The following is a 21,800-nucleotide window of genomic DNA, read 5'->3' as shown; positions in this document are numbered from 1 at the left end:
GCCACGCTCAATGGCCATACACCGTCAGTTGCCAGCTGTCGACATTGCCGAGATCATCCACCGCGCCGTCCTTCACGCTGATCTTCCATACGCCGTCCGCGGCTTCATCGAGCAGGTGGGCAATGCCAAAGCGCCAGCCGTCATAGGGCACGCAGCGGCCGTCGCAGAGATGGGTATCGGCCAGCACCAGCTCAGTGCCGGATGGCGAGGTCAGCACGATGCGCAGGTCGCCTGAATAGGGATGGCTGGCGGCATTGAAGACCAGGTCCACCCACTCGATTTTTGCGATGTTGCTGCCGGCGACTGTCAGCGTGCTTGATACGCCGGTTGGCGCGTTGTCGGGTATCGGCAGGTTCACCGCCTGGGACGGCGAACGGTAAACCTTTTGCGGCGGCAGATTGACCCAGCCGCGGGCCGCATCCACCGCCGCCTTGGCATCGACAGCGCCGAAGCCATAGACTTCGCTGATGCGGCGGCCTGCGCCATTGGTCTTCCAGGACGCATCGGCCGCATCGGTCTGGCGCGCGCTCCGGGCAAGCGCCGCGCGCGCATCGCGCCAGCCCAGCGCCGGGTTAGCCTGCAGCATAAGCGCCATCACCCCGGACACCGAGGGCACCGCCGCCGACGTGCCATTCATGCAGCGGGTGTAGTCGGCGTCGCCGAGCTCGGGAGTGCCCGCGCCAGTGTTGTATCCCTTTGCGCCGGACAGGTCGGTGGTAATAATGGCTAGGCTGTTGGCGCACTGCTCGCCGCCCGGCGCGCTGACCCAGACATTGGCCCCTGGTTCAGAGTAGGAAGCCCGATGCCCCTGCGCAGTGAGCGCGCCGACTGCGATCACGCCGCGGTAGCTGGCATAGCCGTCATAGGTCGAGCGCTCATTGAAACCGCTGGTATAGCCATTGCCGGCGGCCCACACGTAAATCGTGCCCAGGCCATTGCGGCCGCTGGCCAGCCCGAATTCGATCGCATCGCGCCATAGCGAGTTGGCATCGCTGAGGTGGCCATTGCCATCCGCCGGACCCCAGCTGTTGTTGGAAACGGCCACATCCTTCGCTTGAAAGGCCATCGCATCCGCCTCGTTGCTGTTGGTGCTGGCCTGCAACAGCGCATAGCCCGTCAGCGTGGCGCGTGGCGCCACCCCGCGCCCGCCCAGCCCATTGTTGTCGCGCGCGGCGACGATGCCGGCCACCGCCGTCCCATGCGCATTCTCGCGATCGGTTTGCGCTGGCGTCGGGTCGCCATTGGCCGGCGCCCTGTTCAGCGAATACACCCGGCCGGCAAGCGAGGTGGAGACATTCCGCTGGAGGTCGCGGTGCGCAATCTCCATGCCGCGGTCGACCACCGCGATGGCAATGCCTTCACCCTGGCAGGTGCCGTTGTCGTTGCAGCCATTCCATACCGGTTCGACGTTCAGATCCTGGCCAGCCGTGGCCGCCGGCCCCGCGTCGGCCGCCTGGCCGGTATTTTTCAGGTGCCACTGGTTGGCATACAGGGGATCGGGCAGGGCAGGCTGGTTGCCGGAAGTGGTATCGGCGTCGGAAGCCGGCCCGGCGGCTGCTGGGGCAACAGGTGTTGAGCCCTGTGCCGACGCGTTATCGGAACCGCCACCACCGCCGCAAGCAGCCAGCAGAGTCAGCGCGAGCGCCGGGATGATCCATGAAGAATTTCCTGCCATATCCGCATCCGAAATCAGGCGAGCCGCGCCCAGAAAAAGTTGGACTGACAACGCGGCGAAAGTTCAGTACGGTCCAGGTAGTTTCGACATTGCATGACCGGGCCGGGTCGTCATGGCCGACGCCGCCGGGCAGGGCAAGCGGATTGACAAGCACGGCCGCTTGCCTTTAAGGTCGGCGGCCTGAAGCATTCACACCAAGGGAGACAGGACATGGAACAGCGTGCGAAAGCGGTGATCTGCCGTGAAATCAATCAACCGGTGACGGTGGAGGAAATCATTGTCGAGCCACCACGCCACGGCGAGGTGATGATCAAGCTGGCTGCCTGCGGCGTCTGCCACAGCGACCTGTCGGCCACCAACGGCACCATCCCGTTTCCGCCGCCAGTGGTACTGGGACATGAAGGCGCCGGTCGCATCGTCGCAGTAGGCGAAGGCGTAGCCGATTACAAGGTTGGCGACCATGTGGTCAGTTCCTTCGTCAGCATGTGCGGCAAATGTCGCTACTGCCAGACCGGCCGGCCGCAGCTATGCGACCAAGCCGCGAAGGCGGCCATCAGCCTGCCCGACGGCACCAGCCGCACTCGTGACTTGGCGGGCAACCGCCTGCATGTCTTTTCTGGCTGCGGCGTAATGGCCGAATACGCAACCCTGCACATTGATAACGTGGTCAAGGTGGATCAGCAGATGCCGCTCGATAAGGCAGCCCTGATCGGTTGCGGCGTCATGACAGGTTATGGCGCTGCCGTCAACACCGCGCGAGTGGATGCGGGGTCGGTCACGGTCATCTTTGGCTGTGGTGGCGTGGGCCTGAATGCGATCCAGGGATGCGCCATCGCTGGTGCCCGGATGATCGTCGCAGTCGACACCTCCGATGCCAAGCTGGAAGCCGCCCGGCAATTCGGCGCAACCCATGTCGTCAACAGCGCTGGCCAGGAGAACGTGGTCAAGTCCATCCTGAAGCTGACCGAAGGCGGCGCCGACTATGCCTTCGAATGCGTCGGCCTGGGCGAGATCGCAGCCCAGGCTTACGGTGTTCTACGCAAGGGCGGCACCGCGGTGGTGGTTGGCGTGGCCGGACAGAAGGACATCACCTCGATTCGCACCGCCACCTTGACCTTTGGCGAAAAGACCCTGACCGGCAGCTACTTCGGCTCGGCCCGTCCACGCGAGGACTTCCCGCGCCTGATCGGCCTTTACCGCAACCACAGGCTCAAGCTCGATGAGCTCATCAGCCGCACCTACACGATAGACGAGGCGCCGCAGGCCTTCGCCGACATGCAGGCCGGCCGCAATGCCGCGCGCGGCGTCATCGTATTCGAATGACGCCTGGCGGCAGCATGGCGCCTACTTTGCCATAGCGCAGGCGTAGACGCGCACTGAGCTGGGCCATCTTTTCGAGGCGTCCGGATGGCATTCCCATCCGGACTGGAATGCCTGTTGCAGGATGCAGGCCAAGGCAATGCGAGTCGCCTGCCACCAGCGGGTTAGCTATTAGCTACAGCGACGCTGCAGCGCGCGCGGCCTGCTCGTACAGTCCCGACAGCACGCGCAGAAAGCGCGCCAGTTCGCTCAGTTCAAACCCCTCGGTACCACTTCCGGTAAGCCCGGAAACCAGTACCTGTCCGCGGATCTCGTGATAACGCTGGCACAGCGCCTGGCCCTGCTCATTCGTCGAATAAAGCACTTCCTTGCCGCGCTTCTCCGTCCTGACCAGTCCGAGGCCCTGCAGTTTTTTAAGGGAATAGTTGACGACATGGGTGTCTTCGATATTCAGGATGAAGGCAATGTCGGCCAGCTTTTTTTCCCGTGCCCGATGGTTGATGTGGTGCAGCACCAGCACATCGGTAATGGTCAAATCGGACACGCCAGCCGCCGTCATGCAGCGTACGGCCCAGCGATTGAATGCATTGCTGGCAATGATCATGCCGAATTCGAACTCGCTTAATTCGGCGTTACGGCCGGAAGCAAGAGGCGCGGAGGAGACGATCGGTGTTTTAGCGGACGGCGCCAGTTGCGCCGGCGCCCTGTCGCCTGCCCTCGGACTGTGACTTGCAGCGGTTTTTTCCTTGGCCATGATCCCTGACTCCTGTTTGTTCTACACCATGTTGTTGAGCAAGCCCGACTGAATACGCCCGCTGTCTGCCGGCATTGAGGCTAGTTCACACATGTCTGTTACCGCGATTCGGCCAATCCCGTCGCCGAAATGCCTTGGCAGCAATGCCATCCCGTGAGACAGCCTGCTCATCAGGAAGGCATTTATCCCTTCGCACCAGTCGGAGCCAAAGCCTTCAGTAGGACTCGGCAGTGACAGGTGAGAAGTTCTGTGAACCTCATCATCCGAGTACCGACGCAATTATCCCGTCCAATATCAAACCAACAGATCAAATCTTAACAAAAAAGTTTTATTGATAAAGTATCTAAAAAATCATGCACGTTTTATGTCGGAAAAATACCGCGGCAGAAAAAATCCAGACAACATTTTGAAACGCACCGACGTCCCGGGTGTATGGCGCGCTGGGCGTCATGGCGTCGTCGCCAGGGTAGAAATGCACCCTGAAGATGTGTTCGTCATTGAAACGCCCGGCAGCGGCGGATTCGGAAAAGCCAACTAGCCAGCCTGCGCTTGTGCTCGCATACACTAATAGATGCAGGTGAGCATGAGCTGCTCGACGGCAAACTGCTTTATGTACGACAATGAGTGGTCGAGTAGATATCGATACCGGCTCGATGGTTTTAATGTACTGATGTGTTTCGAAGCAAATTAAGAATACCCACACCGGAGACATGACATGATTTATCTCGCTTTGAAATCCAGGGCTGCTTTCGTCGCAACGGCCATACTGCTGTCAGCCTGTTCTGCGCTGCAAGGCACAGGCGGTGGCATCGTTGAAAAGACCAGCGCTCCATTGACCGGCGCACAAGAAGTGCCTCCAGTTTCGACTGCCGCGTCGGGACGAAGCACAATTACCGTGGGAGCAGACCGGACCGTGAGCGGTTCCGTTATTGTGACGGGTATGGAAGGCACGGCCGCGCATATTCATCAGGGCGCTGCGGGGAGCAATGGCCCCGTAATCATTCCGCTGACCAAAACATCGGTGACCACCTTCACAGTACCCGCTGGCTCACGACTGAACGATACGCAGTATGCTGCCTATATGAACGGCGGCCTCTATGTCAACGTTCATAGTGCCGCCCATCCTGGTGGTGAAGTGCGCATGCAAATGAAGCCGTGACCTGTACGCGCCCGCCAGGCTAGCGTAGCGATACGCGCTTAGCGGGCAGCTTTTTCCAGATTCGGGCCGCTCGGTCGGCTCTGTGACGGCAAGTTATTGCAATAATCCGACTGCTCGTCTACCCCTGCAGGTAACCGCTCGCGCTGCGTGGCAATCTGCTTTCCGTACCGTTCTGCTGCTGTCAGTGCATCAGTACGTGTCTCGAATTTTTCGCCTACTGCATAACTTTTATCGCGGACGAAAGCATTGCCATCGCCTACTTTATGCAAAAAGTGCACAATTCCTTCAAAGGAATGAGGAGCCGCTTTTCTGGCTTCGCAATAAAAGAACTGACCGCCTTCCTCGAGCAGCATCTTGATTATCATGGTCCACTCCCTTGTTTTGGGAAACCATCCTAGCACCAAAGAAATTGCCATAAAAGCAATTGTGCAATTTGTTTGACAACGAGCAATGTTACGAAACGTCGAGTTTGCCAAGACCATGGTCTTAAATTGGCATTGGGCGCCAATTGAGAAGGTTGCGGTAGATGATTTAGTTAAAGGGCCCATATGACGACACCTCTCAAAAGAAAATCTGCGCTGTAGGAAAAAATTTTAGCGCCACCCCTTGCATTCCAAAACCGGGCTTTGCTATAGTTCGCCTCCCGCTGCAGAACAGCGCGGCGGGGGCAGGAAAAGGCAACATGCTGGTCCGGTTTTTTGAAGCGAAGCGAAAAAAACTGTTGACGCCAAACAGCAAATGCCACATAATCTCGCCTCTCTGCTGCTGACGAACACAACGCTTCGCAGCAGCCGGCAAGTCCCACGGGGCGGCCGGCAGCAGACCGAATTGCCCGGTTCTTTAACAACCAACAACCGATAAGTGTGGGCACTTGATGAAGTGCGCCGGCGGCAACGCCGGATGCTCAAATTATTAAGCAAGTGCTCACAACAAAGAAGTAGAACGATTCGCAAGAATCGGTCTGTCAGTATTTTGAGTGAGCGACGGTTCTTCGGAACCTGCCAGCAATGGCACAAAACAGAGATTGAACTGAAGAGTTTGATCCTGGCTCAGATTGAACGCTGGCGGCATGCCTTACACATGCAAGTCGAACGGCAGCACGGACTTCGGTCTGGTGGCGAGTGGCGAACGGGTGAGTAACATATCGGAACGTGCCCTGGAGTGGGGGATAACTAGTCGAAAGACTAGCTAATACCGCATACGATCTACGGATGAAAGTGGGGGATCGCAAGACCTCATGCTCGTGGAGCGGCCGATATCTGATTAGCTAGTTGGTAGGGTAAAAGCCTACCAAGGCATCGATCAGTAGCTGGTCTGAGAGGACGACCAGCCACACTGGGACTGAGACACGGCCCAGACTCCTACGGGAGGCAGCAGTGGGGAATTTTGGACAATGGGGGCAACCCTGATCCAGCAATGCCGCGTGAGTGAAGAAGGCCTTCGGGTTGTAAAGCTCTTTTGTCAGGGAAGAAACGGTTCTGGCTAATACCCGGGGCTAATGACGGTACCTGAAGAATAAGCACCGGCTAACTACGTGCCAGCAGCCGCGGTAATACGTAGGGTGCAAGCGTTAATCGGAATTACTGGGCGTAAAGCGTGCGCAGGCGGTTGTGCAAGACAGATGTGAAATCCCCGGGCTCAACCTGGGAATTGCATTTGTGACTGCACGGCTAGAGTGTGTCAGAGGGGGGTAGAATTCCACGTGTAGCAGTGAAATGCGTAGAGATGTGGAGGAATACCGATGGCGAAGGCAGCCCCCTGGGATAACACTGACGCTCATGCACGAAAGCGTGGGGAGCAAACAGGATTAGATACCCTGGTAGTCCACGCCCTAAACGATGTCAACTAGTTGTCGGGTCTTAATTGACTTGGTAACGCAGCTAACGCGTGAAGTTGACCGCCTGGGGAGTACGGTCGCAAGATTAAAACTCAAAGGAATTGACGGGGACCCGCACAAGCGGTGGATGATGTGGATTAATTCGATGCAACGCGAAAAACCTTACCTACCCTTGACATGGCAGGAATCCCTGAGAGATCAGGGAGTGCTCGAAAGAGAACCTGCACACAGGTGCTGCATGGCTGTCGTCAGCTCGTGTCGTGAGATGTTGGGTTAAGTCCCGCAACGAGCGCAACCCTTGTCATTAGTTGCTACGAAAGGGCACTCTAATGAGACTGCCGGTGACAAACCGGAGGAAGGTGGGGATGACGTCAAGTCCTCATGGCCCTTATGGGTAGGGCTTCACACGTCATACAATGGTACATACAGAGGGCCGCCAACCCGCGAGGGGGAGCTAATCCCAGAAAGTGTATCGTAGTCCGGATTGGAGTCTGCAACTCGACTCCATGAAGTTGGAATCGCTAGTAATCGCGGATCAGCATGTCGCGGTGAATACGTTCCCGGGTCTTGTACACACCGCCCGTCACACCATGGGAGCGGGTTTTACCAGAAGTAGGTAGCTTAACCGCAAGGAGGGCGCTTACCACGGTAGGATTCGTGACTGGGGTGAAGTCGTAACAAGGTAGCCGTATCGGAAGGTGCGGCTGGATCACCTCCTTTCTAGAGATATGCACATAGTTGGGTGTCCACACTTATCGGTTGTTCGGCAAAACGAGAACAGTCAAAACACAGTCAAGGTCATGAAGTGATCGGTACACAAGGCGCTGCAGCAGGGGCGTCGCATCGTGTGCGGGGTCTGTAGCTCAGCTGGTTAGAGCACCGTGTTGATAACGCGGGGGTCGTTGGTTCGAGCCCAACCAGACCCACCAGTTGGCAGCAGCGCTGAAGTCATAGCGAGAAGTTGGCAAGTCCCTGGGGGTTTAGCTCAGCTGGGAGAGCACCTGCTTTGCAAGCAGGGGGTCGTCGGTTCGATCCCGTCAACCTCCACCATTATCCTGATCACACTGTGGCAAGGTACAAACGTAAGTCAGCAACAGCGTTGCGGGACTTAGGTTTGATCATTGCAATCAACAAGGCTGTATTCGTTCTTTAACAAAGTGGAAGAAGTAGTAAAGATCAATGTAATTCGCAATGCGAAGACAGTGAGCAGTCATGTTCATTGTAAGCAGCATTGCCGGGTTGTGATTGTATCGAAACAAACATGCATCAAATGAAACACAGCGCTTGCCTGTGACGTCTTTGGAGGTGACTCCAGAGGTCAACGTTATAGGGACAAGTGACTAAGTGCACATGGTGGATGCCTTGGCGATTACAGGCGATGAAGGACGCAGTAGCTTGCGATAAGCTGCGGGGAGCTGGCAAACAAGCTTTGATCCGCAGATGTCCGAATGGGGAAACCCGGCCCGCAAGGGTCATCACTCACTGAATACATAGGTGTGTGAAGCGAACGCGGCGAACTGAAACATCTAAGTAGCTGCAGGAAAAGAAATCAACCGAGATTCCCAAAGTAGTGGCGAGCGAAATGGGACCAGCCAGCAAGATTTAGCAGTCGTGATAGTGGAATGCTCTGGAAAGTGCAGCCGTAGCGGGTGATAGCCCCGTACGCGAAATCATGATTGTGGAACCAGGCTTGCGACAAGTAGGGCGGGACACGTGAAATCCTGTCTGAACATGGGGGGACCATCCTCCAAGGCTAAATACTCGTAATCGACCGATAGTGAACCAGTACCGTGAGGGAAAGGCGAAAAGAACCCCGGAAGGGGAGTGAAATAGATCCTGAAACCGTGTGCATACAAACAGTCGGAGCCCCTTCGTGGGGTGACGGCGTACCTTTTGTATAATGGGTCAGCGACTTACATTCAGTGGCAAGGTTAACCGCATAGGGAAGCCGTAGAGAAATCGAGTCCGAACAGGGCGACAGTCGCTGGGTGTAGACCCGAAACCAAGTGATCTACTCATGGCCAGGATGAAGGTGCCGTAACAGGTACTGGAGGTCCGAACCCACTAATGTTGAAAAATTAGGGGATGAGCTGTGGGTAGGGGTGAAAGGCTAAACAAACTTGGAAATAGCTGGTTCTCTCCGAAAACTATTTAGGTAGTGCCTCAAGTATCACCATCGGGGGTAGAGCACTGTTATGGCTAGGGGGTCATCGCGACTTACCAACCCATTGCAAACTCCGAATACCGATGAGTGCGAGCTTGGGAGACAGACGTCGGGTGCTAACGTCCGGCGTCAAGAGGGAAACAACCCAGACCGCCAGCTAAGGTCCCAAAGATTGGCTAAGTGGAAAACGAAGTGGGAAGGCTAAAACAGTCAGGAGGTTGGCTTAGAAGCAGCCACCCTTTAAAGAAAGCGTAATAGCTCACTGATCGAGTCGTCCTGCGCGGAAGATGTAACGGGGCTAAGCCAGTCACCGAAGCTGCGGATATGACGTAATTCATTACGTCATATGGTAGGAGAGCGTTCTGTAAGCCTGCGAAGGTGTCTTGTAAAGGATGCTGGAGGTATCAGAAGTGCGAATGCTGACATGAGTAGCGATAATGGGGGTGAAAAGCCCCCACGCCGTAAGCCCAAGGTTTCCTGTTCAACGTTCATCGGAGCAGGGTGAGTCGGCCCCTAAGGCGAGGCAGAGATGCGTAGCTGATGGGAAGCAGGTTAATATTCCTGCACCGTCGTGTGATGCGATGGGGGGACGGATCGCGAATGGTTGTCCGGGTGTTGGATGTCCCGGTTCTTGACTTGTAGAAGGCCCTTAGGCAAATCCGGGGGCGTAATTCAAGGGGTCGAGACCAGCGGCTTTAAGCTGCGAAGCAATCGGAAGTGGTTCCAAGAAAAGCCTCTAAGCTTCAGTCACACGAGACCGTACCGCAAACCGACACAGGTGGGCGAGATGAGTATTCTAAGGCGCTTGAGAGAACTCGGGAGAAGGAACTCGGCAAATTGGTACCGTAACTTCGGGATAAGGTACGCCCTGGTAGCTTGACTGGCCTGCGCCAGAAGGGTGACGGGGTTGCAATAAACTGGTGGCTGCGACTGTTTAATAAAAACACAGCACTCTGCAAACACGAAAGTGGACGTATAGGGTGTGACGCCTGCCCGGTGCTGGAAGATTAAATGATGGGGTGCAAGCTCTTGATTGAAGTCCCAGTAAACGGCGGCCGTAACTATAACGGTCCTAAGGTAGCGAAATTCCTTGTCGGGTAAGTTCCGACCTGCACGAATGGCGTAACGATGGCCACACTGTCTCCTCCCGAGACTCAGCGAAGTTGAAATGTTTGTGATGATGCAATCTACCCGCGGCTAGACGGAAAGACCCCATGAACCTTTACTGTAGCTTTGCATTGGACTTTGAACCAATCTGTGTAGGATAGGTGGGAGGCGATGAAACCGTGGCGCCAGCTGCGGTGGAGCCAACCTTGAAATACCACCCTGGTTTGTTTGAGGTTCTAACCTTGGTCCGTTATCCGGATCGGGGACAGTGCATGGTAGGCAGTTTGACTGGGGCGGTCTCCTCCCAAAGTGTAACGGAGGAGTTCGAAGGTACGCTAGGTACGGTCGGACATCGTGCTCATAGTGCAATGGCATAAGCGTGCTTAACTGCGAGACTGACAAGTCGAGCAGGTACGAAAGTAGGACATAGTGATCCGGTGGTTCTGTATGGAAGGGCCATCGCTCAACGGATAAAAGGTACTCTGGGGATAACAGGCTGATTCCTCCCAAGAGTTCATATCGACGGGGGAGTTTGGCACCTCGATGTCGGCTCATCACATCCTGGGGCTGTAGCCGGTCCCAAGGGTATGGCTGTTCGCCATTTAAAGTGGTACGTGAGCTGGGTTTAAAACGTCGTGAGACAGTTTGGTCCCTATCTGCCGTGGGCGTTGGAAGTTTGAAGGGGGCTGCTCCTAGTACGAGAGGACCGGAGTGGACGAACCTCTGGTGTACCGGTTGTCACGCCAGTGGCATTGCCGGGTAGCTAAGTTCGGAAGAGATAACCGCTGAAAGCATCTAAGCGGGAAACTCGCCTTGAGATGAGACTTCCCGGGAGCTTGACTCCCCTGAAGGGTCGTTCGAGACCAGGACGTTGATAGGCTGGGTGTGGAAGCGCAGTAATGCGTTAAGCTAACCAGTACTAATTGCCCGTGCGGCTTGTCCCTATAACCTTGATGGTGCATAGCGGCGCTGTGTGGTGCGTGACGTTCCGATACTCACAACCTGCAAGACAAGACATTGATCGTTGCATCGTTTGCCTGCGTGGTGCAGGAGCGATGCGGCTGCTTCTTCCCTTTGGGTTGGATGTGGCGCATGCCAGGCGAGGAGCCGGCAGCGCGACAGACAACCGACAAGTCATGCCTGATGACCATAGCGAGTTGGTACCACCCCTTCCCATCCCGAACAGGACCGTGAAACGACTTTGCGCCGATGATAGTGCTGCAACCAGTGTGAAAGTAGGTCATCGTCAGGCTGTTATTAGAAAACCCCCGGCGCCAGCAGGCATCGGGGGTTTTTGCTTTGGGGCGAGGGTATTTATAGCCGTTCAAATGACAGGCTGATTACTCCCTTCCTTTCGTACATGCCGTCGAGTGCGAGGTCCATCTTACCCGTTTCAGGCAAAAGCCATCGACACGGTATTGGTGGCCATCTAACGTCTCTGCTTGCAACATCCTTACAACCGCTAGTGGTCGTCGCTCAACAGCAGATTCCGCTGACTCGACTATGCCAGCTCCGATTTCGAAAGGGCGTCTGACTCTTTGCGATTCCCGAATCGGGTGTGCTTATGCGTCTGTAGGTAACCGCACGCAGGCACTTAGGCAAGGCAGCTGGCAAGATGCGATCCGGGCAGGCTTTTAGTTGATAATGGGACCACCATTCAAGACCTCTCTAAGAGCAAGCACCCGTTTCAATGCACCCGGCAGTCCTAGGGCATCCATCAGATGCATCCGCAAGGTTTTTGCATTCGAGCCCTTCAGGCTGCCATTATTGTGCGCCAGAATCATAGCGATGAAATGCGGCGTCAGATGCACTCCGGCGTTCCGGAGCCGCCCAATTCCTCGTTTACCTTTAGCGGCCCGATGTCCTGTATGAGCGTCATGAAGTTGCTGCCGGTGTCGATGGCGAATCCATAGTTAAATAAAGCCAGTCGCGCGACCTGCACCATGTCGCACAACAGATCATAGTGTGTCCTGAACACTGCATACGGTACGAGCATCAGTACAGGGGAAGGCGTTACTAGCCAAGTCGACCGGTCCCCCAGCGCTTTTGCCACCGCTTTCGATGCAAGGTCTCCGGTTGCGCCGGTCTTGTTCTCCCCGATGACATGCTGTTGAGGTGCTTTCCGAGTTACGTTACCAAGCGAGGGCAATACTGGTCGGCACAACGAACTTGGCCGAGGACAACATAGGTGGAAATAAGAAAGAGTTTTCGCACCTGAACAGGTAGCCATAGCCCATACATGCCCGGAGAATATCGGCCTCATTGTGTCGGCGGCAGCCGGGAAAAATCTGGTGCTGATGCATTTCATTCTGGTCGGACTTCCGGGCCCGAGAGACAAGAACCATCTGAGAAGCGTGGATCAGCAATCTAGCAGCAAGGTAACCATAAGCCACAACCGCTTGAAATCCCTTTGCGATAGGGCCAGAATCCGGTTTCCCGCCAGTACAAGACTCATAAAGGCGAACAATACCGGATCTGTCGCAGTCCAAGCACGCGTGGCACGATCCGGCACCGAATTTGCGGCACCCTGTTTGCTGTGACCTGCGCAGAACCGCTGTCTGGATGCCTTTTGTAGGAAATGGACCGTACACCGATAAAACCGCCGGTTTCCGTAAAAGCCGGGCAGCCGGAAAAGGCAGACAGGATCGCCCGCTTTGTCGTAACGATCATGACCTTTCTGGCTGCGCTGGGTCTGGCTGCGCTTTTATTCTTACCGCTTTACTTCGCGAAGTGACAACCTTAGCCAGCAGGAGCGAGCATGAGATTGCAAGCCGAGAGAGCAACCACGATACTGCATAAAGCACCGGACGAGCCGTTTATTCCAGAAGGTATTCCTATACCCGGGCCACGCCCGAATCGTTCGGATCATCCACCTGTCAGCGAACCGGACCTTCCGCCGCCGGCTCCAGCGAAAGAGCCGCCAGCGCCGGTGCGTCGAAATGACCTGCAACGATTGGATGAATACCGCCGGTAGGATCCTCGGTGAACCCACCGGCGGGCATGCACTATGTGGTAAAGCGACAATGCACTCAAGCTGCGTTAACAAAGCCTTGGTTGATGCTCGTGTTTCAGTGCTGCTGACGGTAAGACCGCGAAATCGCCCTGTCTGGAATTGCGGATAACCACCTCATCCATTCACGTGATGGATAGCCGGTATCCACAATGAAAATGGCGTCATTGCAGCCGGCACCCCTATATTCCCGGTAGAAGATGAAACGCGGAGCCAGTCTGGTCCAGTTCGTCAAAGACAAAGGAAAGGGTGGGCGCGATGGTAGCGCGACTGAAGCAAGTGCCGTCGTTGTGCCATAGACGTGTCTCGCCGGAAACAGTAATAGCAGGTAAAAAATGAAAACGCCAAAAGTATTACCATGGCTGGCCCGTAAAGCCGGCTTGACAGACGAGGATGTTGAAACGCTATGGAGCAGCGCGCTGCGCCATGCAAGCCTTAAGCAACCGCAACTGACCCCAAATCAGCGTATGGCGGTGGCAATGCAGGCATTGCTAGCCAGGCTGGGCCGTGAAAAAAACCTGGGCAGCACCACACAGTCTTGCGCACATATTGCCGCCAATGACGCCGGCCGCTTTGCTGCCACGCCTGCACTGGTGCGGGCCTAAATTGTAAGGCCCGCATCAAATGCCCTGACCGTCAAGCGCCGCTGTCCTGTTGGCGCGGCGCTATTCCAAGCAGTGCCTGGTTTCTGATCAATTGGAGGGCGGCACTGCGCGTTTGATCGAATCGTCCAGCTTCTCCTTGTCGGCGGCAGGTGTTCCCTCTCCCTGCAACGCATTCTTCATTGCCTCGTTCGTGCCCATGTCGCCATAGCCTTCCGTGCTTTGATGCGGCAGGTTGCCTGCATGGCGGACAGCATCGGACTGCTGATCGAGGTTGACCTCTTCCGCGACATTGAAACGGCCATCGGCATTATTCCGGTCCATCTCTTTCGACAATGCATTTTCCGACAAACTGCCTGACCCGGCTGGGCCTGCCGCAGCGCCGCTTTCGCCGCCGGTGACTTGGCCGCCATGCACTTCGCCGCGCCAGGCGCCGGTTTCATGGCCCTGGCCTTCCATCATCTGTTTCAGGCGCTGCAGGTCTTCCTGCACCTGTTTCGCCATCGCATGATCACCTTCGGTGCCGGAATGTGCGCCATCGGCTTCCAAGGTGAAGGTTACGCGGGCGCCGTTCTCGCCCAGTGCTTCGACATCGACCCGGCCGGTGTTGATCGGTCCGTCCAGGTTGCGCCATGCGATGCACTGGTCAGGCTGCTGCTCGATGATTTCGGAATTCCAATCACGCTTTTGCTGGCCTACACGGGTGGTCCAGCGCACATGGGTGTCGTCGACTTGCTGCGCTGATTCGACCTCCTGCATGAAGCGGGGATAGTCCTCGAACTGGGTCAGCTGGTTATAGGCGACGCGCGCCGGCACGCTGATATCAACCGATTGCTGGATTCTTGCCATCTCAACTCTCCTTGTCCAGGTTGGCAGCCGGGCAAATTGCCCGAGCCCCGGCTGGCTGTGGCTATGAGAGAGAGGGCGCGGTGACTAGTTGCGTTTCAAAGGCCTTGATATTGTTTTGAACAATCTGCGTTGACCAGATGCATGCTTTTTCCAGCGTCCAGTCGCCACGGAAACAGGCGGCCAGGAATCTCGGGGCCCTTAATAAAAGATCAGGTAACCCAGACCCTTGCGCCTGGCTTCGGCCAGCATCGGGCGCAGCCTGGCCGGGATCTCGGGCAGGGCGCGATTGAGGTCGAGCACGAACCCTGCAATACGCCTATCCCCTGCGGTGTGCCGCGTCAGGCCGCTGTTGGTGCATACCCAGTCCCATTCCCTGCAACCGTCTGCCTGGCCGCGCGGGCCTACCAGTTCAGATAGCGGGAAAGAGCCGGTCTTGTGGATTTCGGCCGCGGGGAAGAAGCCGCCATTAATTGCGTCTTCGCCGAGGTCATGTTCCGGATCGATATCCAGCAAGTCCTCGACAATTTCCACCTGATCCGGCTCCAGGTCGTAGACGACCTGCGATAGCACGGGCTTGATGCTGCTTGAACGGAGAAACTGGCGCAGCGCGTGCAATGTCGTGTCTTCGTCAAGGAAGGGATTGCCATTGATCTCGATGCCGGCCTTGAGCAGCAGGTCCAGCATGGCAGGCACTCGTTGCAGCAATGGCTGAACTGCCTGGAAATGGGTGAGGACTTGTTGTACTTCCAGCGCATGCAAGCCGTTGTCGAGCCGGGCCTGGGCAATGCAGGCCTGCATGAACTTAAGAACAAGATTGATCTGGCCTTGCAAGCCACCGGGATCATCTATTGCCGACTGTGTGGCCGCCGGCTGGATGCAACTCTGCAGCAGCAGACTTTCAAGGGAATTCGGAGACGCGCTCATATCCTGCTTTTCACTTCCGGAACCGTTCTTCATTTCACTGTTTCGACTTCAGGATTTTACTTTTCCACGGACGTCCTATCATGCGCTTCTTTGGCAGATCTAGCCATAACGGCAGCAGAAATTTTTTGTTCGCCGATGCATATTCGCAGCATGCGGCAAAGCCACACGGTGATAAGTGATTGGTGGCTTCCCTTAATGGGTATCAAGGAATAACGGCTGCCACGCGATACATTGCATTTGACGAATTTATTTTGAAGGCGGCAAGAGATTGATGGCTTTCGTATTTACGGCGTTCCCAGAGCGCTTACCAATGCATCATTCTGCTTCACCCGGGGCGCTTTCCTGCTTTCGCCTGTCCCTTGCTGTTGCGCTTGTCTGGCTGGCGGCATGTTCTGCCCATGCCCAGGAGCCTGTGTCGCTCGAGCCGGACCTACGCTGGCGGCCGAGCAACCTACAGCAAGACTGCGCGCGCCGCACGGCTGCCTGTGTGGCGGTGGACGGCACCGGAAGCCGGAGCGGGCCTCCGGAAATTGACAGCGAGCAACTGCGACGACGCAATCTCGCATTAATCGTTGCAAGCAGCCTGTCAGTTGGCTTGTATGGATGGAAGAAATGGTGGGGCAATGGCTTCAGCAGCCACTTCAATTCCCGAAACGAGCACTGGTTCGGCCGGCAAACCTATGCCGGAGGTGCCGACAAGCTGGGCCATTTCTTCATGAACTATGCTGGCACGCGGCTGATGACCAAGGCATTTAACTGGGTTGGGAATGATCCCGCCACGTCGCTCGATATGGCGGCATGGCTGACACTGGGCATTTTCACGGGGGTCGAGGTGCTGGATGGCTATGCGAAGAAATGGCACTTCAGCAAGGAGGATGCGTTGATCAATGCAGCAGGCGTGGCCGCCGGCGTGCTGATGGAGTCACGGCCCGGGCTGGACAAGCTCATCGACCTACGGATTCTGTACCAGCCCTCTAGGGAGAATGGCCGTCGGTTCGAGCCCTTTGGCGATTATTCAGGTCAGACCTATCTGCTGGTTGCCAAGGCAAGCGGCGTGGAGGCGCTGCGTCATCACCCGGTTCTGCGCTATGTCGAAGTGGCGGTAGGCTATCGGGCGCGCGGCTATTCCGACGTTGGCGGCCGTCTGGTAGAGGTCGGCACACGCAGCCTGTACGCCGGTGTTTCCCTGAACTTGTCGGAACTGCTTGGGCAGACCGTTTTCCGCCAGCAGCACGGTACGGCGCAGGCAGTAGCCGATACCGTGCTGGAGTATGTCCAGGTACCCGGCACTGCCGTGCTTGGCCGTATCGGCCTGGATGACTAAGCGAAAATGGCGTTGCAGGTTTAACGCTTGCCCGTTTCCGCAATGCCAGGAGAGCTGCCTGAAGGGCTGTTGCGCGCAGCCAGTTTTGGTTCCGCCTTTAGCAGCGCGGCGGTGTCGCCGACGATCCGGGCAGCTTCATCGAGCCACACGTCCTTGGCTTCCTTCTGCGCCTTTTCGTCCGCCAGTTCTTCGCTGAGGCTGCGTTCGCCAGCCTGCAGACCCGCATCCTGCGGGACGATCTTTCTGGCAGCGGCCTGGCGGGCGGTCTTGCCGCCCTTGGACGCGGCTTCGGCGTCCTTGCCCTCCTCGCGCTGCTTCAGGCGCGCCTCGCGCACTTCACGTTCGCGGCGGCGCTCCGCTTCATTCAGGGAAAGCTGGCGCTTGCCGCGCTGCTCCTGCACTTCGCGCAGGTCTTCCAGCAGGTACTGGAAGTCCTTGTCCTTGGCAATCCGGTTGGCGTGACGGCTTTCCAGCACCGGCAGCAGCCGCGACAGGTCGCCCAAAGGTGTGTAGCCAGCCGGCTTGATCTGGGTCCACGGTAGTGCGTTGTCGTAGCTGGACTCGCCGAACTGCTCAGTGTCGGAGACGGTGGGGAACTTGATGTCCGGCACCACGCCGCGCAGCTGAGTAGTGCCGCCATTGATACGGAAGAACTGGGCGATCGTCATTTTCAGTTCGCCGAACTGCGGCTTTTCATTGCGCGCCATCTGGTCGAGATTGATCACGGTCTGCACCGTGCCCTTGCCGAAGCTGGGTTCCCCGATTACCACGCCGCGTCCGTAGTCCTGGATCGCAGCGGCGAAGATCTCCGAGGCCGACGCCGAGCCACGGTTGATCAGCACGCCCATGGTGCCGTTCCAGACCGCGCGCGGCGCCTTGGCGCTGTCGACCTTGATGTCGCCGCGCGAATTGCGCTCCTGCAGCACAGGGCCGACGCCGGTGAAGATGCTGGTCAGCTCGATGGCTTCATCGAGCGAGCCGCCGCCATTGTTGCGCAGGTCGATCAGCACGCTGTCTATCTTGTCCTTCTTCAGTTCGTCGAGCAGGCGGGCAACGTCGCGCGCAGCGCTCTTGAATTCCTTGTCGCCACGTCGGCGGGCTTCGATGTCCTGGTAAAACATCGGCAGGGTGATCACGCCGACTTGGCGCGTGGCCGTTCCTTCCTTGACCTGGATCACCGACTTCTTCGCGGCCTGGCGCTCCAGGCTGATCTTGTTGCGTGTCAGGGCAATGCGACGGGTCTTGGCATCGGGGCCGGCGTCCGCTGGCAGCACATCGAGCCGTACGGTGGTGTCCTTGGCGCCGCGGATCAGGCCAACCACGTCGTTGACGCGCCAGCCAACGATGTCTGTCATTGCGCCATCGGCGCCTTGCCCAACGGCTACGATGCGGTCGCCCACCTTGAGCTTGCTCGACAGCGCTGCCGGGCCGCCAGGGACAAGGTCGCGGATGGTGGTGTATTCCTCCCGCTCCTGCAGCACCGCGCCAATGCCGACCAGCGACAGGCTCATGGCGATGTCAAAGTCGGCCGATGCCGTCGGGCTCATATAGTCGGTATGCGGCTCGATGGAGGTGGCATACGAATCCATGAAGACCTGAAACACGTCTTCGGCCTTGTATTTTTCCACGCGCGCGATATTGCTTGCATAGCGCTTATCGAGCGTGGAACGGATGAACTTGTCATCTTTGCCGGCCAGTTTCAGGCGCAGCCAGTCACCTTTGACCCGCTTGCGCCACAGGTCGCGCATTTCTTCCTGGCTCGCGGGCCATGGTTCCTTGTCGCGCTGGTACTGGTAGACCTCGTTCTGGGAGAAATCGAAATCCTGCTTCAGCAGTTCACGGGCGTAGCCAAGCCGCTCGCTCACGCGTTGCTGGTAGAGATTGAAGATATCAAATGGTACCTTCAGGTCTTCCTGAAAGATCGCATCGTCCAGCCGTGAGCGCAACGAGGCAAACTGCGCCAGGTCGGTCTGCAGGAAGAACAGATGCTCCGGATCCAGCATCTTCAGGTAGCGATCGAAGATCTTCTGGGACATCGCATCATCCAGCGGTACTGCCCGGTAGTGATGGCGGGTGAGAATCTGCGCGGAAAGATTGGCCGCCTGCGCCTGTTGCTGTGCCGGCGCCAATGGCGCGGCTTGTGCCGCCACGGTGAGACCGGCCAGCAGTGTAATGAGCAGTTGCTTCTTCATGCGTTTCCCCAAAATGAATGCCTCAAGTATAACGACCTATGCGCGGGCGTACCTGACTGCGCTATTAATTGCTTTGCTGAATTGATTTCGGGAAAAAGCGTGGAGGCAGGAAAGCAGGTCTGCTTCCGGTTCAACGTCCACCTGCTATTCCAGATGGCACGGGTTAGCCGGCACAAATGAGCCCTGGCCGAATCGCAGGGCGGTGCATTTGTGCTGGCAGGCCGCGACGTCAAGCCGGGCCCAGTCTTGCGTCAGACGCGGAACTGTTCCTTGTCTTTGCCGGACAGCCAGTTCGGCATTCTGCCGCGTCCGCTCCAGGTGTCGCCAGTTTCGCTATTGCGGAATTGAACAACGCTGGACTTTTTCGAACCGCTCTTTTTCGAAGACTGGAGATCCGCTACCGTAATGCCATATTCCGACATCATTTCCTTGATGCGCTGAATCGCTGCGCCCAATTCGCTTTCACGCTGTGCAGCTGCCTGTTTTTGCAGGTCTTCGATCTTCGCTTGTATTTCTTTATAAGTGGCCATATAGATCCCTGTAATTGGTTAAGCACTGCCGTATATTGATGGCGACCGAAGCGTATATTAATTAACTGATTATTTCAACTGTGAAAACGGCAGGTTTGATATTAATCACCTTTAAAGTCGAATTGAAAGTCAGTCAAAAAGACTTTTTACACTTCGATCACTAACTCTTTAAAAAGTTGCTAATAAATCATTGGTTGCTGAGCCGTTGTCAGTAACGCTTTTAAAAGCCAATGGTCTTGAAAGCTGGGATTACTCTCATTTCAATGGAACGATGCGCTGGCGCTTATGGAGCAAGCAAGGCACTTACGACCGGGTGTATCGGATTTCCTTTGCATCAGACCGCCATGCAACGTGCAGGCACTGCCGCGATTTCCGTTCTTGATTTAAGGCCTTGAAATCCAGGTGTTTAAACGAACGAAAATTGTTATAGAAAAAGGATCAATTTTCTCGCTGAACGTCTTTAGACGAGAATGGTCGTATTCTGAAGACTGGCTTGGCAGAATGTCGAAGAGTATTCAACTGACTGCTTGATTCCTGAAGTTCTCTTTTCAATCTGCCATTCGGAACAATTCTTGATCCATCAAAGGATGCAAAATGGAAAGCATAAACCCGCACACCGGGCTGAAAATCAGATCTTTTGAAACGCAGAGCGATCAAGTTAGTGACCAGTTGTTGCAGCGGGCTGCTGACACATTCCTCAATTGGCGTAAATCTTCTTTTGCTGACCGCGCCAAGTTGGTGCGCAGTGCGGCTGCGCTTTTGCGTGAAAGAAAAAATACGCTGGCTGAATTGATGGCGCAGGAAATGGGCAAGGTATTACGGGACGGCGTCGCCGAAGTGGAGAAATGTGCTGATTGCTGTGATTTTTATGCCGAAAATGCCTATCGCTTTCTACAAAAGCAAGTAGTGGAAAGCGATGCAGAGGAAAGTTACGTTGCTTACGATCCGCTAGGCGTGGTGCTGGCAGTAATGCCCTGGAATTTTCCATTCTGGCAAGTGTTCCGGTTTGCCGCGCCTGCCTTAATGGCAGGCAATGTGGGTGTCCTCAAACATGCATCCAATGTATCGGGCTGCGCGCTGGCCATTCAGGATATTTTCAGGGACGCCGGTTTTCCCGAGCATGCATTCACCGTGCTGCTCGTTGAGAGCGCGCGGGTGGAGCGGTTGATACGCCATTCGCTAATCAGCGCGGTGACTCTGACGGGAAGTACGCCAGCCGGCAGATCGGTGGCCGGCATCGCCGGGTCAGAATTGAAAAAAACCGTGTTGGAACTTGGCGGCAGCGACGCCTACCTGGTTTTGGAAGACGCCGACCTCGACATGGCGGTGGAAACCTGCGTGAAGAGCCGCCTGATCAATGCGGGCCAAAGCTGCATCGCCGCAAAACGCTTCATTGTCGTCAAGCCGTTGTTTCGGCAATTCGAGCAGCGCTATCTGGAAAAATTTCAGGCGATCCGCTTTGGCGACCCGATGGATGCGGCCACCGATATCGGGCCGATGGCGCGAGCCGATCTGCGCGATCAGGTGCATGAGCAGGTCATGCAGAGCGTACAGCAGGGCGCCCGGCTGTTGACCGGTGGCGTGGTGCCGGAGGGGTCCGGCGCCTATTATCCACCTACGGTGCTGTCGGATGTGCGACCGGGCATGACTGCCTTCGATGACGAAATCTTCGGGCCGGTGGCGGCTTTGATTGAAGCAGAGGACGAGCAGCATGCGGTCGCTCTGGCAAACCAGTCGGTGTTTGGCCTCGGCGCAGCGGTCTTCACAGCCGACAAGGCGCGTGCCGACCGGATTGCGCGTGAGCTGCAGGCAGGGAGCGTGTTTGTGAATGCGCTGGTCAAATCCGACCCGCGCCTGCCGTTTGGCGGCGTCAAGCAGTCGGGTTACGGACGCGAGCTGTCCTGGTTCGGCATCCAGGAATTCGTCAACATCAAGACGGTCTACCATGCCGGCACCATGCCGAAACCGGGGCCGGATCAGGGCGCCGGCGGGGCAGGTGCGCAGGACTGACCATTGCGAGGGGCCGCGTTGGTCCCGGCATGCGGCGGGCCGGGCGAGCGGCTTAATCATGACCATATCAAGGAGGTTTTATGCAAACATTTTCCAGCACGGGCACGCGGCTGCTAGCCGTTGCCGTCATCGCTTTGTCGATTACTGCATGCAATAAGGGCGATGCCAATTCCAGCGCTTCGGGCGGACCGGGCAACAGCACCGGCACCGCCACTGGTTCGACATCCGGCGGCTCGACGTCGGCGACGGTGGGCGCGGACAACGGCAGCGGCAAGCTGGGCGGCACGACCAGCGCCGGTTCGGGCGGCACATCGGGTTCCGGTTCCGGCACGGCGCGCTGAAC

17 protein-coding genes, 2 tRNA genes and 3 rRNA genes are annotated in these 21,800 nt (G+C 56.8%); 14 read left to right on the top strand and 8 right to left on the bottom strand.

Annotation, left to right across the window (positions count from 1 at the left end):
- Positions 1–7: 7 nt before the first annotated feature.
- Positions 8–1,675, bottom strand: coding sequence for a S8 family serine peptidase (locus KTQ42_RS21020; protein WP_217347539.1), 1,668 nt, complete (start codon positions 1,673–1,675; stop codon positions 8–10).
- 210 nt (positions 1,676–1,885) lie between these two features.
- On the opposite strand from KTQ42_RS21020, the gene KTQ42_RS21015 reads away from it, so the two are divergent.
- Positions 1,886–2,998, top strand: a complete 1,113-nt coding sequence (locus KTQ42_RS21015; RefSeq protein ID WP_217347538.1) for a Zn-dependent alcohol dehydrogenase — start codon at positions 1,886–1,888, stop codon at positions 2,996–2,998.
- Positions 2,999–3,170: 172 nt separating this feature from the next.
- Here the strand turns inward: KTQ42_RS21015 and KTQ42_RS21010 are convergent, their stop codons facing one another.
- Positions 3,171–3,749: a winged helix DNA-binding protein gene (locus KTQ42_RS21010; protein WP_217347537.1), complete on the bottom strand. Its 579-nt coding sequence runs from the start codon at positions 3,747–3,749 to the stop codon at positions 3,171–3,173.
- A 364-nt stretch (positions 3,750–4,113) separates the two neighbouring features.
- Between KTQ42_RS21010 and KTQ42_RS21005 the strand changes: the two genes are divergently transcribed.
- Positions 4,114–4,287 carry a hydantoinase B/oxoprolinase family protein gene (locus KTQ42_RS21005; RefSeq protein ID WP_217347536.1) on the top strand — a complete coding sequence of 58 codons (174 nt, stop codon included), beginning with the start codon at positions 4,114–4,116 and terminating at the stop codon, positions 4,285–4,287.
- 177 nt (positions 4,288–4,464) lie between these two features.
- Positions 4,465–4,908: a CHRD domain-containing protein gene (locus KTQ42_RS21000; RefSeq protein WP_217347535.1), complete on the top strand. Its 444-nt coding sequence runs from the start codon at positions 4,465–4,467 to the stop codon at positions 4,906–4,908.
- Between the two features lie 38 nt (positions 4,909–4,946).
- On the opposite strand, the gene KTQ42_RS20995 is transcribed toward KTQ42_RS21000, so the two are convergent.
- A complete protein-coding gene (locus KTQ42_RS20995) occupies positions 4,947–5,273 on the bottom strand; it encodes a hypothetical protein (protein WP_217347534.1) in 327 nt (108 codons plus the stop codon).
- Positions 5,274–5,934: 661 nt separating this feature from the next.
- On the opposite strand from KTQ42_RS20995, the gene KTQ42_RS20990 reads away from it, so the two are divergent.
- From KTQ42_RS20990 to rrf, 5 genes are all read left to right on the top strand, one after another.
- Positions 5,935–7,465 (top strand): 16S ribosomal RNA (locus KTQ42_RS20990).
- Between the two features lie 132 nt (positions 7,466–7,597).
- Positions 7,598–7,674 (top strand) — tRNA-Ile (locus KTQ42_RS20985).
- Positions 7,675–7,719: 45 nt separating this feature from the next.
- Positions 7,720–7,795, top strand: a tRNA-Ala gene (locus KTQ42_RS20980).
- 280 nt (positions 7,796–8,075) lie between these two features.
- Positions 8,076–10,960 (top strand): 23S ribosomal RNA (locus KTQ42_RS20975).
- Positions 10,961–11,155: 195 nt separating this feature from the next.
- Positions 11,156–11,268: ribosomal RNA gene (rrf, locus tag KTQ42_RS20970) — 5S ribosomal RNA — on the top strand.
- Together the 16S, 23S and 5S rRNA genes with 2 tRNA genes alongside form the textbook arrangement of a ribosomal RNA operon.
- 382 nt (positions 11,269–11,650) lie before the next feature.
- Here the strand turns inward: rrf and KTQ42_RS20965 are convergent.
- Positions 11,651–11,827, bottom strand: coding sequence for a hypothetical protein (locus tag KTQ42_RS20965; RefSeq protein WP_217347533.1), 177 nt, complete (start codon positions 11,825–11,827; stop codon positions 11,651–11,653).
- A gap of 767 nt (positions 11,828–12,594) precedes the next feature.
- Between KTQ42_RS20965 and KTQ42_RS20955 the strand changes: the two genes are divergently transcribed.
- Both KTQ42_RS20955 and KTQ42_RS20950 read left to right on the top strand, forming a co-directional pair.
- A complete protein-coding gene (locus KTQ42_RS20955) occupies positions 12,595–12,750 on the top strand; it encodes a hypothetical protein (protein ID WP_217347531.1) in 156 nt (51 codons plus the stop codon).
- 611 nt (positions 12,751–13,361) lie between these two features.
- Positions 13,362–13,631 (top strand): hypothetical protein, encoded by a 270-nt coding sequence (locus KTQ42_RS20950; RefSeq protein ID WP_217347530.1) that lies wholly within the window; start codon positions 13,362–13,364, stop codon positions 13,629–13,631.
- Between the two features lie 87 nt (positions 13,632–13,718).
- Here KTQ42_RS20950 and KTQ42_RS20945 read toward each other — a convergent pair whose 3' ends face one another.
- Together KTQ42_RS20945 and KTQ42_RS20940 are read right to left on the bottom strand one after the other, a co-directional pair.
- Positions 13,719–14,477 carry an SRPBCC family protein gene (locus tag KTQ42_RS20945; RefSeq protein WP_217347529.1) on the bottom strand — a complete coding sequence of 253 codons (759 nt, stop codon included), beginning with the start codon at positions 14,475–14,477 and terminating at the stop codon, positions 13,719–13,721.
- A 198-nt stretch (positions 14,478–14,675) separates the two neighbouring features.
- Complete coding sequence (locus KTQ42_RS20940; protein WP_217347528.1) at positions 14,676–15,161, bottom strand: hypothetical protein; 486 nt, start codon at positions 15,159–15,161, stop codon at positions 14,676–14,678.
- Positions 15,162–15,173: 12 nt separating this feature from the next.
- Between KTQ42_RS20940 and KTQ42_RS20935 the strand changes: the two genes are divergently transcribed.
- The gene (locus KTQ42_RS20935; RefSeq protein ID WP_217347527.1) at positions 15,174–15,614 is read left to right on the top strand and encodes a hypothetical protein; all 441 of its coding nucleotides are present in this window, start codon (positions 15,174–15,176) and stop codon (positions 15,612–15,614) included.
- 58 nt (positions 15,615–15,672) lie between these two features.
- Positions 15,673–16,725, top strand: coding sequence for a DUF2279 domain-containing protein (locus tag KTQ42_RS20930; RefSeq protein ID WP_217347526.1), 1,053 nt, complete (start codon positions 15,673–15,675; stop codon positions 16,723–16,725).
- Between the two features lie 20 nt (positions 16,726–16,745).
- On the opposite strand, the gene KTQ42_RS20925 is transcribed toward KTQ42_RS20930, so the two are convergent.
- Both KTQ42_RS20925 and KTQ42_RS20920 read right to left on the bottom strand, forming a co-directional pair.
- Positions 16,746–18,917, bottom strand: a complete 2,172-nt coding sequence (locus KTQ42_RS20925; RefSeq protein ID WP_217347525.1) for a carboxy terminal-processing peptidase — start codon at positions 18,915–18,917, stop codon at positions 16,746–16,748.
- Between the two features lie 251 nt (positions 18,918–19,168).
- Positions 19,169–19,447: an H-NS histone family protein gene (locus KTQ42_RS20920; protein WP_217347524.1), complete on the bottom strand. Its 279-nt coding sequence runs from the start codon at positions 19,445–19,447 to the stop codon at positions 19,169–19,171.
- 594 nt (positions 19,448–20,041) lie between these two features.
- Here KTQ42_RS20920 and KTQ42_RS20915 point away from each other — a divergent pair.
- Both KTQ42_RS20915 and KTQ42_RS20910 read left to right on the top strand, forming a co-directional pair.
- Positions 20,042–21,457, top strand: a complete 1,416-nt coding sequence (locus tag KTQ42_RS20915; RefSeq protein ID WP_217347523.1) for an NAD-dependent succinate-semialdehyde dehydrogenase — start codon at positions 20,042–20,044, stop codon at positions 21,455–21,457.
- A gap of 80 nt (positions 21,458–21,537) precedes the next feature.
- Positions 21,538–21,798, top strand: a complete 261-nt coding sequence (locus KTQ42_RS20910) for a hypothetical protein (RefSeq protein ID WP_217347522.1) — start codon at positions 21,538–21,540, stop codon at positions 21,796–21,798.
- Positions 21,799–21,800: the final 2 nt, after the last annotated feature.

Origin of the sequence: Noviherbaspirillum sp. L7-7A, assembly GCF_019052805.1 — a bacterium.
Lineage (GTDB): Bacteria > Pseudomonadota > Gammaproteobacteria > Burkholderiales > Burkholderiaceae_D > Noviherbaspirillum_A.
The sequence above is the reverse complement of the archived record's forward strand: the minus strand, read 5'-3'. Positions and strand labels throughout refer to the sequence as shown.